Here is a 13156-nt window from a genome sequence, read left to right on the forward strand (position 1 = left end):
TCCCTCACATGTCCATGGTTTACATTATCCCCGACGACGCTTCTTATTGCGTCTTGCGCCATTTCCTTGATGACGCTGCTGGCCTCGCTGTTGAGAAGACAGCACTACCGGAGCAAATTCTTTCATTACCCGGCGGTACACATCCCGTTTGAAGGACACGACATTTCGTATGGGGTACCAATAACTTACCCACCGCCAATCATCAAACTCAGGATGCCCTGTTTTTAATACATCAACTTCCCGCTCATCGCATTCAAGTTGGAGCAAAAACCACTTTTGCTTCTGGCCAATACACACAGGGTTGCTTCCCTGACGAATGAGTCGCTTGGGTAGTTTATATCGCAACCAATTGCGTGTAACACTCAAGATAGAAACATCTTTTTGTGTTAGCCCCACCTCCTCGTGAAGCTCACGATACATCGCTTGTTCAGCAGATTCCCCTTCATCAATTCCGCCTTGAGGGAACTGCCATGAATGTTGACCATAACGTCTTGCCCAAAATACTTGACCCATTTTGTTGCAAATCACTATGCCCACATTCGCACGGAATCCATCGGCATCTATCACATAGACTCCCGGGCACTCTATACTTTTCTATTGTTGCATTCTTCCATAATATATACGCCTTTCAAAGCATTAATCGTCATCTACGAACAAGCGGTAAGTAATAAGTGACTCATATCATGCAACCACCAGCTACACCACCAACCAGCATCGACGAACTGTTGAAACGCTGTCAGGCCATTGCAGGCTTGAGTTTAGGCGAGTTAGCTACCATGGCAAATGTAGCGATTCCTGCCAATTTGCAGCGTCACAAAGGATGGCCGGGTATGTTGGTAGAATTGTGGTTAGGCGCCACTGCGGGTTCCAAACCCCAGCAAGACTTTCCCGATTTAGGTGTTGAACTTAAAACAATTCCTATCGACGCCGTCGGTCAGCCTCTCGAAACCACATACGTTTGTTTTACACCCTTGATAATTCCCCCCGGGTATGACCTGGCAACAGAGTAATGTAAGAAACAAGCTACAACAGGTATTGTGGTTACCTATTGAGGGCGACCGCGCTATTCCTTTAGCCGAGCGTCGCTTAGCAACGGGTTTCTTGTGGCGCCCCACTCCTCAAGAAGACGCAATACTCAGAACCGACTGGGAGGAGCTTACCGAAGCCATTCTTACCGGCAATGTAGAGACCATCACAGCCCGTCAAGGTGAGGCCCTACATATAAGACCAAAAGCAGCAAACGGTAGTGTGCTTACAGACGCCTTTGGGCCAGAGGGTCAAAGAATAAAAACACGCCCTAGAGGCTTTTACTTGAGAAAATCATTCACCGCTCACATTCTTCATCAAGCTTTTGCTTGACCTACCTCAAGCTGCCCTATATTCCGGTTCGCTATAGTCTTTATGTACCTTTTGATAAGGAGTAGATCATGGCGCTGAAAATTACCGAAGAATGCATCAACTGTGAATTATGTGAAGACGAATGTCCAAATCAGGCGATTTCTTCAAACAGTGAAATTTTCGTGATAGATCCGAACCGATGCACAGAATGCATTGGTCATTACGACGAACCTAGCTGTATAGCGGCGTGCCCCGTTGAATGTATTGAGAAGGACCCTGCCCACACAGAGTCACTCTCACAACTAGCGGATAAATATGCTGCGATGCACTGCTAGTCGAATAGAATTCGCTACAAAGACGGATTATTTCTCAGGTGTTTAACCAGCACATCACTGAGGAATTTTTCCGAATTAAGCCCCAATCGCTTGGCGACTTTCGCTATTTTAGTATCGGTTCTCAGTAGCACTTTTTTCGCGTACTCCAAACGATAATGGTAAACAAAACTTCTGAAATTTTTCTTTACCTGAAACTGCAAAGCCATCGCTAAAGTAGTAGGGTCAATATTCGCTTTACGACAAAACGACGCTAAAGTTAAACCAATTTCCTTATAGGCTTTTTGATCAATCATTGCTTGCTCTGCAAGCGTAATGACCTCTCGCATTTGTGCCGGTTTGATGTCCAAGTGCTCTAATCTCTCGTAATCAAGAGGAGACGGCGACGTGGTGCGCTTAAACGATAGTAGTAGCAAGCACAACAGTAGCGGCCCCCCCAAAATCACATGATGTAAGCTTTCCCATATGGGTAATTCAAAAAAACCAAACATCGCTGCGGTGACCAACAAAATGCTTGAGAAAGCTACGCCTACAGTAAACGCCATAACACCGGCGAGTTTTGACACTCTAAATTCCTGTACGTCCACCACCTGTTCGGGTAGATGGCGGTGATACAAATGTACGTGTTCAGTAATAAAGATGCCCAAAAGCAAGATGCTGAACCCTGCGCACAATGAAGACAAATAGACGGGCCACAACAACAGAGGACTACCGCTTGGCGATGCATCTAACCACAATAATTTTTCGCTTTCAGGGATAAAAACCACGAAAGACTGAATTACCGCGGTGACAACAAATGGCCACCACAAACGAAAGCGACGGGAGGGAGTGAGCACAAGCAGAGACTTAACGGCACGGTAGCAGCAGGTCAGCAATAAAACACCAAATGCATCAGAAAGGCCGAATACCGGAATCAACATTTGGAGATCCCACAAGCGCACCCACTCATCCAGCATAAAGAAGGGCCAGCAGAGTACCGCAATACCAATCCAACCTTTTGACGGTAGGTCATTGGCAAAATAAAACACCCGAGCTAACACGACAAGGTACAAACCGATAATGCCGTATAAGGTGTAATCGAATAGAAAATCAGTGCTAAGCATCCATACGTCCTACTGTGCTAATGCGCCATTAATCATCACTGGCGGCATTACCAATAAATTTCTCGTTGCATCGCAACATTGCGCGTTCGTTCCATGACACCAATAAGAATAGCCAGTTTGTCGTTTGTCCACTGACTTAATTCTTCTTGCGACTCTAGGTCAGCATCTTTTAATGCCTGCTTAAGCATAAGTAAAGCATTCAACTCGTCAATACCTGTTAGTAAATCTAGCCAAGGCGCACGAAAATTTCCTCTCGCTTCGACAAACAAATCACCGAGTAAAAAGCCACTCCACAGTGTCTGCCTTAATAAAACCTCCACTGCAGAATAATTGGTTGCGCGCATAGGCTTACTAAGTGGCATACTTTGTTGTACCGTTTGCCAGCCTTGAGACAACCACCCTTTGGCGTGATCAATTACGGGTAAATCGAAGCCTTGGGTTTGATTGCGCCACGGTTTAATCTGCACTAAGTTGATGGCTTGCAACTTGATTTCTGTCATAAATTGGTCAAAAAACATTTCTGACGGAACATGGGCATGTAACAGGCCGGCCTGACGCCCCTGTAAGTAACTCGTGACAGCAGGATGTTTACTCAAGGTTTTAAAAACAGACTTTTCTTTGATAAAAGATAACGCAAGCTCTGCAAGTCATCTTGCCACGCCCAGCGCTGTGCCAATACGATCAATTTTTTGTGCAAACTCAATAATGCAGGGCACTGCAATACGGGCAAATACAAGGACACGCTTTGTAGGAGCAGACGCACGCTTTTGGCAATCTCTCCGAGTGCTTTAACTTTTTGCCCAGAAATATAGGCGTGCTCGTGATATTGCCAGTGTTTCAATGCAGCGTTCACCGCAAGTACAAATGCCTCTTCTGTGGAGGTTGATTCCTCCAGAGACAAGAACGCAGGCAAGGATTTGCTCTTGCCATTAAAGCCATGCAACAACTCATACCCTTGCGCAGCCTTTGACACGTCACTCAGCCGGACGTCCATTACCTGATTAATTATATTTGCAAGCGCTATCAGGTGGGTCACTTCGCCAGAGACAAGCTCCAATTCAATTTCATTGATGTACGACGACGCCTTTTCAGTAGCCGCCTCGCCACAATCAATCACTACCTCGACTTTACTGCCCTGATGTTCTACCAAATATTCATAGCGAATGAAGTGAGTTGAAAACTGCTTTTCCAGACGCGACTGCTTTGCTTCCACAGGAAAGCTATCAGGCCATACACTAGCGTCAAATAAAGATAAATCTGGAAGTGGATGAGAAAGCGAAACATTGTGCTCTGCACGTTCATGCAAACCACCGCTGACTTTACCTTTAGTTTTTAGCGTTTGCTCGTATTGGCCATTATTACCGCGTACACGAAAGCCCATCTTGTGCTTTTGAAACTCTTGCGAGGGCGTATCGTAGTAATCGTTTTCTAGTCTCATCTCTCGCTGAGAAATGAGTAAAACCTTTTTTGCTTCAAACAAGGGAAGCACTTTTGCAACGAATGTAGCGTGCGCCTCGTGACGAGTCACAAACTTTAATTCTATTTCAGACATGAACAATGCAATTATGCAGAGAATAATGTTGCCACCATACCTTTGTATAATACGAGAAGCAATCTTGGGTGTATCGCCTATTTAAAATATGTGTATCCCACAATACTTGCCTTTGTGCGATGCAACCAATACCATCTCACCACACCGCTATTTTTTGAGATTCACCATGATTCGCCAGTGTTTTTTTTCTGCTCTTCTATTGTCATCATTCTATTCTCATGGCTTTCAAGAGAGCACAACTGAACAGCCAAGTCAGTATGTCAGAGAGGACCTCTTTGTATTCCTTCATGCGGGACCAGGAAGAAACTACCGCATATTAGGGTCAATTGATGCAGGTACAGCCATCACTGTAGGACCACGTGGCAGTGAGAGTGACTTCACCCAAGTGACAGATGACCAAGGCCGAGAAGGCTGGATTGAATCGCGATTTGTGAGTGACGAAGCACCAAGTACACTGCGCATACCTGCCCTAGAAAGCGCACTGGAAGCTAGCCAAAGCGATGCTGCAACGCTGGCGGCTGAAAACACCGAGCTACGTCAACGTGTTAACCAAGCGGAACAACAACTTGCTAGTGTTAACGAACAGCTACAGCTACAAAATAGCGAGGTCGCTTCGTTAACAGCATCATTAGACAAAGCCGATCAAGACGAGCAAATGCGTTGGTTTACCCGCGGGGGAATGGTGGCAGGCGCTGGCGTGCTATTGGGCATTCTATTAATGCTTATTCCTAAAAAGCGCCGCCGCAATAGCGAGTGGATGTAATAACTTAATGTAGCGAATATGGCTGCGTTGGCGTATTGCCAACGCAGCTCCAATATTACCTACTCGTCATCTTCTACTAGCGTCATTAACGAGGTGTTACCACCTGATGCGGTAGTGTCGATACTAATGGTTTTTTCGGTAATTACCCGTTTGAGCAAGTTGTCATTATACTCCGCAGTAATCACAGGTAGGATTGCACCATCTCGCTGAGCAAGCGCATTCGACATAAAGGCGCGGCGCTTAGCATTAGAATCTACCACCACACCGGCTAGCGCAGGTGATGCTAACAACGCTTCGGTGTGAGCCAACTTAGCGACTTGAAGCACCCCCTTAGGTGCTCCTGTTGCCAAGAACTTAGACTGAAAAGCCAACGCTTCTTCATAGAACAAATCAGACACAACAGTCACTACCGTATTACCCGTTGATAACGCTGTAACCAAAGACAACACCCAATATTCAAAGGTCACGTGCTTGTCGCCGTAACACATCAAGGTACCTCTTGGTTCGTAATGTAGCTGATTGGACTCACCGGTCGGCCCCGGCAATTCGACGGGTTTCGACAAGTGACGCTCTACATTCATCAATTGTTGTCGTGCGGTTTCAAGGGTGCGATTTAAATCATCGGCTAAGTCTTCCACAATATCCACGTGAGCAATTTTTGCGAGAAGCTGACGCACCATAGACACACGTTCAATCAATGGCATGTGACGCCACTGTGATTCAACACTCGCAGCAGCAGTCATAATTTGCTGCGCTTGTTCAGCGTGACGCTGATCACTGCGCAGTACTTCATTCATCGCTGCGATATCAGTACTGCACTCTTCTTCTGGTGTGGCGACTTCTATCATTAAGCGTGGCAAGTAGTTAGGCCCACCTGCTTTCGGGCCTGTACCAGACAGTCCACGACCACCGAAGGGTTGAACACCAACAATTGCACCTATCATGTTGCGATTGATGTAGATATTACCTGCTCGACTTTTCGCAGCGAGTTCATTCGCTCTTGCTTCAATACGAGAGTGAATCCCCATGGTTAAACCAAAACCTGTACTATTGATTTGCTCCAACACCTTGTCGATATCGCTGCCTTTAAATCGTACAAGGTGAACCACAGGTCCAAAAACTTCTTTTTTCAGTACTGATATGTCTTTGATTTCATACAAGGACGGTGGGAAATAGGTCCCTTTGTCTGCCTTCTCATGCACAGCAATTTGATACAGTAATTTACCGTTGTCCTTCATATACGCTTGATGCTCGGTCAAGCTCGTAAGCGCTTTAGTGTCAATCACAGGACCAACATCTGTGCTCAAGTATGCGGGGTCGCCGACTTCAAGTTCTTTCATTGCCCCCACAAGCATTTGCGCCAACTGATCGGCAATTTCTTCTTGGACAAAAAGCACACGCAAAGCAGAACAACGCTGCCCAGCACTTTGGAAACCTGAGTGAACCACATCGTCTACCACTTGCTCGGGTAATGCAGTAGAGTCGACGATCATACAGTTTTGCCCGCCAGTTTCAGCAATCAACGGCACCTGTTCATTAGTGCGGTTCGCGAGTAATCGAGACAATAAAGTCCCTGTTTGTGTAGACCCAGTGAACATTACCGCTTTTACGCGATGATCTGGAATCAGCACATCACCCACTGGCTTTCCAGGAGAGATGACCAGTTTAAGTGCAGAGACAGGTAAACCCACCGCATACATCATGTCTACAGCGCGAATGGCAATTAGACTCGTTTGCTCTGCGGGCTTGGCAATCACAGTGTTACCCGTTGCAAGTGCTGCCACCACTTGGCCTAAAAATATGGCTAGGGGGAAGTTCCATGGGCTTATACAAAGCACCACTCCACGGGCGCGCAGACGCTCATCCTTTACTAATTCTTGTGCTTGGGCTGCGTAGTAACGACAAAAATCAACCGCTTCACGGACTTCGTCAATACTGTCTTGTGGCACCTTACCCGCCTCTCGCACACACAGTGCTATGAGTTCAGGCATATTGCGCTCTAGCGCATCCGCGGTGCGATTGAGGATGTCAGCCCGCTCACTTACAGGCGTTTGAGACCAGGAAGCAAACCCTTGATCCACAGTATCTAACGCAGCCAGCATTGATGCATCGTCGTCATACACGTGGTAGCCAACAATATCGCTGTGATCACTTGGGTTTAACACAGCAACGCCATTCTCAGGAATGTCAGAAGCCTGAATAGAGAGGGCCTCTTTCCATCGCTCTAATTCAGGGCGAAGCGTATGCAGTGCATTGATATCGGTAAGGTCTAAGCCCTTTGAATTGGCACGCTGCTCACCAAACATATCTTTGGGTTTAATGATTTGCTTATTGTAACGCGTCTTTAACCGCTGGGTTTTCTCAACCGGATCTTCAAGCAACAACTCGACGGGCTTTTCATCATCAACAATGGCGTTAACAAACGATGAGTTCGCCCCATTTTCTAGAAGACGTCGCACCAAATAGGCCAACAAATCCTCGTGTTCACCCACGGGAGCATAGACCCGACACTGAACTTTTTCTTGGGTAACTACTTGGTCGTAAAGACTGTCTCCCATGCCGTGTAAACACTGGAATTCAAAGCCTGTTTTGTTATCACCCGCCAGCTCTAAAATAACCGATGCGGTATATGCATTATGGGTAGCAAATTGAGGATAGATAGTATCTCGATACGCTAACAAGCGATTAGCACAGGCGTGGTAAGACACGTCAGTAGACGACTTTCGCGTGAATACTGGAAACTCATCAAGACCCGCCTGCTGAGTTAGCTTGATTTCAGTATCCCAGTACGCGCCTTTCACCAAACGAATCATCAGTGGACGACCTACCTGAACCGTAAGCTCGCGTAGATATTCAATAACGTGAATAGCGCGCTTTTGATACGCCTGTACCGCAAGGCCAAAGCCCGTCCATCCTGACAGTTCGTCATCGCGAAATACCGACTCGATAATATCTAGTGAAAGGTCGAGACGGTCTGCTTCTTCAGCATCTACCGTTAACCCGATATCATATGCTTTCGCCATTAAACACAAAGCTTTTAGCTTAGGTGGGATTTCAGCGAGCACACGCTCTCTGTGAGACAACTCAAAGCGCGGATGAATGGCCGACAACTTCACTGAAATACCCGGCGCACGAATAGGACCTTTGCCTTTTGCCGCTTCGCCAATCACTTCAATGGCCTTGACATAAGCGGCGTAATAGCGGTCTGCATCCGACATAGTGCGGGCACCTTCGCCCAGCATGTCGTAAGAATAAACGTAACCCTTACTCTCTTTATCTTTGGCTCGCTCTACCGCCGCATCAATGGTTTCGCCCATCACGAATTGGCGCCCCATCACGCGCATAGCAATATTCATTGCCTTACGAATAACTGGCTCACCCAAGCGACCTACGGTTTTCTTCAATAATCCGAATTGGTCTTTCTTACGCTTATCTGCATAGTTCACCATATTGCCAGTGAACAATAATCCCCATGCGGACGCATTAACAAACAAGGAGTCAGAATTGCCTAGATGTGGTGTCCACTGACCTTTTGAAAGCTTGTCGCGAATAAGTTCGTCTTGCGTATCGCTGTCAGGCACACGAAGCAAAGCCTCGGCTAAACACATCAGAACAATACCTTCAGCGGTTGAAAGAGAAAACTCATTCAATAGTGCGTCTACCCCCCCATGTCCTTCTTGGGCTTGTCGAATGTTAAGCACCATAGTTCTTGCACGATCCCAAGCACGACTTCGAGCACTAGGGTCAACTTCGGCAATGGGAAGTATTTGATCGACAGCGTCAGATTCACTCAATCGGTAGTGATCGCGTATACGCTGGCGTAGGGGTGATAAGGTATGAAAATCGTCGTTAATGAGCATGGCAACCCTTTCGTAGAAATAGCTGAAAACCAAACCAACTCTAAAACAGATACGAGCTATTTTTACTCACACTGCTTAGGCCTTTGAGCAGATGTATTTCGCCTGCTTCTTATTGTGTAAATCCTTCATTAACTGAGCGAATAAACGCGAGCTCAATTCGCGCGGATACTAGCACAAATATGTGTTTCGCCAAGAGTACAAAGATCAACTTTTTTATTTATCTGCCAATATTTCTTTTCACCTGATTTACACCTTATCGGAACGACAAATTTTGCTTTTAAATTGCACGATATAAGTTAAGTGCAAGGTTAAAAAAACGTCTACACTTTCACCATTAATGTATTAACAAATTTATAACAAGGTGTGTTCAGTATGGTACTTCGACAATTTAGCCTGATTCAGCGCCTGTGCATCATCATTGCCCTCACCGCTCTCATACTCATAGTGCTATCAGGCATTGTGCTCAACCGACATTTTGATGCTCTGAAAGCTAAGTCGTATGAGGAAAATCAACACCTTGTAGAAGTTGTCCACACCATGCTGATGTTTTATGCCAACCGCACAGATATTGACGAAGCAACAGCTAAACAACAAGCATTAGAAGCGGTGAAAACACTGAGATACGACGGCAGTAACTACTTTTGGTTGCAAGACGATACCCCCACTATGATCATGCACCCCATTAAACCTTCTCTTGATGGACAAGATTTGCGTACGTTTAAAGACGACAATGGCAAAGCCTTTTTTGTGGAAATGGCACGTCTGGTAAGAGCAAAAGGTGACGGCTTTGTGGATTATGTGTGGCCGCTACCCGGGCAAACTACACCCGAGGATAAGATATCCTATGTAAAGCGCTTCGATGATTGGGGGTGGACCATCGGTTCAGGTATTTATCTTACCTCGCTAGAAGAAGAGTACGCTCACATGCGCTACCTAGTGATTGGATTTTGCCTAGTCAGTATTATTCTGGTGGTAATTTTGATCACATTCATTGGCGGCAGTATTGTTCGCCCCATTCAAGAAATTGCCGAACGCATGCGAGACATTGCCAAAGGTGAAGGTGACCTCACACGTACCTTGCCAGTCAACGGCCAAGATGAAGTAACTCGCCTAGCCAGATACTTCAACGAATTTACTGACAAGATTCGTCAATCCTTACTCAGTATTAGAGAGAACATCTCCGAATTAACTATTCAGGCTGAATCTGTTGATAACGAGAGTAAAAACAGTAACCACCATGCGCAAAACCAACATGAGAATATGCTTCAAGTTGCGGAAGCGATGGATCAGATGACATCGCAAATTCAGGAAGTCAGTGTCAACGCAGATACCGCCGAGAAAAGCACGTCTACCGCGAGAGAAAAGGTACAAGACGGCGCTAACGTCGTTGAAAACACCGTGGAGGATATTCGTTCACTGACCAACAATATCGAAAGTGTCAGTGAAGTAGTTACCGAACTGGCGCGACACACAGATAGTATTGGCGCGGTACTCGATGTGATCCGTGGTATTGCCGATCAAACCAATCTTTTGGCACTGAATGCTGCTATTGAAGCAGCTCGTGCTGGTGAACAAGGCCGAGGTTTCGCCGTTGTAGCTGATGAGGTACGCACCCTTGCTAGTCGAACTGGGCAAAGTACGGATGAAATCCAAGCTATGATTGAAACATTGCAAAGTAATGCCAAAGCTGCGGTAAACGCCGTCAAAGTCAGCCAGCAAGCCTCAAATGTCACGGTTGAGAAGGCAATATCTGCCAACGAAAACCTCAAAGCAGCGGACGGTATCATGACAGACATATCAAGTATGAGCAGTCAAATCGCCAGAGCCACCGAGCAACAAGCAGAAGCGGCGAATGAGGCCAACTCTCGAATAACTGCCCTATCCGGCGCGGCGGATGAAAGTTCGAAAACTGCAGACACCCTTGCCGATGCTAGTGAATCACTAAAAACCAGTTGCATAGCGATTAGAGAGGTTGCGAATCGATTTAAGCTTTGATGCTGCTCTCAAGTGAGGTAAACAGGCGCTAGTACAAAGTGATGATGTACATTACACTTAAGATTCCTTTTTCGAACGTGATATCGCAGCTACACAAGGAATAAACTATGAGTGAGCGCAGTAAAGGGCTAAACCTAAAGTATCTTATTTTGGGCGTACTTGGTCTGTTGGTGATAACTTACGTGTTTTTCGCCAATACCATCATCAAATTAGTACTCGAAAGCAAGTTGGGCGAATCGTATGGCGCTGAGGTCAACATAGGTTCAGTAGACCATTCGCTTTACCCTACCACTGTCAGTATTACCGACATCGAGCTAACCAATCCTCATAAACCAATGCGAAACCAAGTAGTAGTTGGTGAGGCCAATGCAGATGTAGAGTTAGTTTCGTTGCTGTCTGAACCTATTATTGTCAATAACCTATCTGTGCTTGACGTAGCTTTTGACCAAGCGCGAGAGCATGAGGGTGAGGTATACCGTGTTCCCAGCCCACCACTGACGTTTGCCGATGTTAAACAACAAGCGACCGACGCTATTCCCACAGTTGATGAACTGATAGAGCGTAGCCCGCTACAAACATTAACCGCCGTTGAACAGGCAAAAGCAACCTATGAGGAATATTCCACCAGCCTTGAAGCCAGTTACAAGGCGCTACCTACCCAAGAGCGAATAGAAGAATACAAGGCTCAGATAGAAGCGTTAAAATCAGTGAATATGCGAGATCCGCAAGCGTTACTCAACGCGACGAATACGCTAAAGGAACTGAAGACGGCGATTAGTGCTGACAAAGATATCATTGCGTCTTTCACCCAAAACACTCAAGAAGCACAGCAGGTTATCAGACAGCACTTAAGTGCAATTAATGAAGCACGACAACAAGACTACACCTTACTTCAAGGTGCACTTATGGGCGACCAAGCCATGCTTTCGCAAGTCACCTATATGGTGTTTGGTGACAAAGCTGCCGAATATACTCAGTATCTGACGTCTGCACTGCAAATTGTTATGCCACTGGTCGAGGGTAACAATGAACCTCAAGCTGAAACAGCACCTGCCCCCGCAGTACTGGTTAAACAAGCGGACGTTTCTATGCAATGGCAAGAGGAGCGTATCACCAGTAGTTGGCAAAACATTACCAATGCCCATGCGGTTACTGGAAAACCCACAACGTTCACCATTGATGCCGCAGGAAACCTACTCAAGCAGTTTTCATCGAACGGTCAGTTTTGGATGGACGAGAACGGCATAGACGCTGAGCAAGTTTGGTCATTGGCTGGATTAGCGATGGAAAATGTTTCTCTGAGCGAAAGCGAGTCGCTTAATGCGCTGTTAAAGTCTGCGCTGGTAGAGACAGTCGGGTCAATTAACATTGTGGACAATACAGTGTCTGGCGGCGGTAACATCGACCTGTCTAAATTAGTGATGGAAGCTACTGGGGAGAGTGATATCACCAGTGCTGTTGCAGGTGCCTTGCAAGCATTACAACAACTGTCCATGGATATGACGTTAAACGGTACAGTGGACCAACCTGGATTTTCAATTTCTTCTGACTTAGATGGACAACTGGCCCAGCTTGCTATGTCTGCACTCAGTGCATCGCAACAAGATAAAATAGACGAACTGAAGGCTAAAATTAATGCGGTTGGAGCAGATGAATTCAATGCGCTAAACGGACAGCTCGGCGACATCACCTCCATGCTTAACGGCGCTAATGCTGACAATAATGCGTTGCAATCACTGCTGGAAACGCAATTGGGCGGGCTTATTAATGAAGGCTCTATTTTTGATGCATTAAAAAGGGGCTTAGGACAGGAAGAGTAATGTCTCTTTGCTTCCCCCACCGCATAGCGGCATAATAGCCGCCATGCGGTGAAACCCAGTGGGTTTTACATTACCGTTAGTTTTCCAAATTTAGGTGATACTGTGTTACGTGATAATTGGCTCCCCATCTTATTACTGACCCTGCTAGGGCTTCTGCAGTATCGCTTGTGGTTTGGTAAAAACAGTATTCCTGATTACGCAGCACTTCAAGATCAAGTGGCCGAGCAAGCTCAGCAAAATGCTAATTTGGTGCAACGCAACGCGCTACTCAAAGCCGATATCAACGACCTAAAAATTGGTTTGGAAGCCATTGAAGAGCGTGCTCGCAATGAACTGGGTCTGATCAAACAAGGCGAGACTTTTTACCGAATATTGCCAACAGAAACGAATTAA

10 protein-coding genes and 1 pseudogene are annotated in these 13156 nt (G+C 46.2%); 6 read left to right on the top strand and 5 right to left on the bottom strand.

Features of this window, described 5'->3' with window-relative positions; genetic code table 11:
• Nucleotides 1-24: 24 nt before the first annotated feature.
• Complete coding sequence (gene rppH, locus EYS00_RS14080) at nucleotides 25-567, bottom strand: RNA pyrophosphohydrolase (RefSeq protein ID WP_130637684.1); 543 nt, start codon at nucleotides 565-567, stop codon at nucleotides 25-27.
• Between the two features lie 116 nt (nucleotides 568-683).
• On the opposite strand from rppH, the pseudogene mutH reads away from it, so the two are divergent.
• A pseudogene (mutH, locus tag EYS00_RS14085) lies at nucleotides 684-1359 on the top strand (DNA mismatch repair endonuclease MutH).
• A 68-nt stretch (nucleotides 1360-1427) separates the two neighbouring features.
• Entirely contained in the window at nucleotides 1428-1673 is a 246-nt protein-coding gene (locus EYS00_RS14090; protein ID WP_130637686.1) for a YfhL family 4Fe-4S dicluster ferredoxin, read from the top strand.
• A 14-nt stretch (nucleotides 1674-1687) separates the two neighbouring features.
• Here the strand turns inward: EYS00_RS14090 and EYS00_RS14095 are convergent, their stop codons facing one another.
• From EYS00_RS14095 to EYS00_RS21210, 3 genes are read right to left on the bottom strand one after another with little or no spacing between them, the layout of a single operon-like run.
• Nucleotides 1688-2773, bottom strand: a complete 1086-nt coding sequence (locus tag EYS00_RS14095; protein ID WP_130637688.1) for an AraC family transcriptional regulator — start codon at nucleotides 2771-2773, stop codon at nucleotides 1688-1690.
• A gap of 47 nt (nucleotides 2774-2820) precedes the next feature.
• Nucleotides 2821-3369 carry a hypothetical protein gene (locus EYS00_RS21205; protein WP_307723748.1) on the bottom strand — a complete coding sequence of 183 codons (549 nt, stop codon included), beginning with the start codon at nucleotides 3367-3369 and terminating at the stop codon, nucleotides 2821-2823.
• Nucleotides 3366-4325 carry an inorganic triphosphatase gene (locus tag EYS00_RS21210; protein WP_307723749.1) on the bottom strand — a complete coding sequence of 320 codons (960 nt, stop codon included), beginning with the start codon at nucleotides 4323-4325 and terminating at the stop codon, nucleotides 3366-3368. Before EYS00_RS21210 ends, EYS00_RS21205 begins: the two co-directional genes overlap by 4 nt.
• 199 nt (nucleotides 4326-4524) lie before the next feature.
• Between EYS00_RS21210 and EYS00_RS14105 the strand changes: the two genes are divergently transcribed.
• The gene (locus EYS00_RS14105) at nucleotides 4525-5088 is read left to right on the top strand and encodes a TIGR04211 family SH3 domain-containing protein (protein WP_207301712.1); all 564 of its coding nucleotides are present in this window, start codon (nucleotides 4525-4527) and stop codon (nucleotides 5086-5088) included.
• Nucleotides 5089-5147: 59 nt separating this feature from the next.
• Here EYS00_RS14105 and putA read toward each other — a convergent pair whose 3' ends face one another.
• Nucleotides 5148-8948, bottom strand: a complete 3801-nt coding sequence (gene putA, locus EYS00_RS14110; protein ID WP_130637692.1) for a bifunctional proline dehydrogenase/L-glutamate gamma-semialdehyde dehydrogenase PutA — start codon at nucleotides 8946-8948, stop codon at nucleotides 5148-5150.
• 372 nt (nucleotides 8949-9320) lie between these two features.
• Between putA and EYS00_RS14115 the strand changes: the two genes are divergently transcribed.
• From EYS00_RS14115 to ftsB, 3 genes are all read left to right on the top strand, one after another.
• Nucleotides 9321-10943, top strand: a complete 1623-nt coding sequence (locus EYS00_RS14115) for a methyl-accepting chemotaxis protein (protein ID WP_130637694.1) — start codon at nucleotides 9321-9323, stop codon at nucleotides 10941-10943.
• A 107-nt stretch (nucleotides 10944-11050) separates the two neighbouring features.
• Nucleotides 11051-12763, top strand: coding sequence for a TIGR03545 family protein (locus EYS00_RS14120; RefSeq protein ID WP_130637696.1), 1713 nt, complete (start codon nucleotides 11051-11053; stop codon nucleotides 12761-12763).
• 102 nt (nucleotides 12764-12865) lie between these two features.
• Nucleotides 12866-13156, top strand: coding sequence for a cell division protein FtsB (gene ftsB / locus EYS00_RS14125; protein ID WP_130637704.1), 291 nt, complete (start codon nucleotides 12866-12868; stop codon nucleotides 13154-13156).

The organism is Alteromonas sp. KUL49, from assembly GCF_006538345.1.
Classification (GTDB): domain Bacteria; phylum Pseudomonadota; class Gammaproteobacteria; order Enterobacterales; family Alteromonadaceae; genus Alteromonas.

Excerpts from the sequence above, each read along its gene's own strand:
- EYS00_RS14090 (WP_130637686.1), top strand. The coding sequence starts at position 1,428 with ATGGCGCTGAAAATTACCGAAGAATGCATCAACTGTGAATTATGTGAA.
- EYS00_RS14095 (WP_130637688.1), bottom strand. The coding sequence starts at position 2,773 with ATGCTTAGCACTGATTTTCTATTCGATTACACCTTATACGGCATTATC.
- EYS00_RS21210 (WP_307723749.1), bottom strand. The coding sequence starts at position 4,325 with ATGTCTGAAATAGAATTAAAGTTTGTGACTCGTCACGAGGCGCACGCT.
- putA (WP_130637692.1), bottom strand. The coding sequence starts at position 8,948 with ATGCTCATTAACGACGATTTTCATACCTTATCACCCCTACGCCAGCGT.
- EYS00_RS14115 (WP_130637694.1), top strand. The coding sequence starts at position 9,321 with ATGGTACTTCGACAATTTAGCCTGATTCAGCGCCTGTGCATCATCATT.
- EYS00_RS14120 (WP_130637696.1), top strand. The coding sequence starts at position 11,051 with ATGAGTGAGCGCAGTAAAGGGCTAAACCTAAAGTATCTTATTTTGGGC.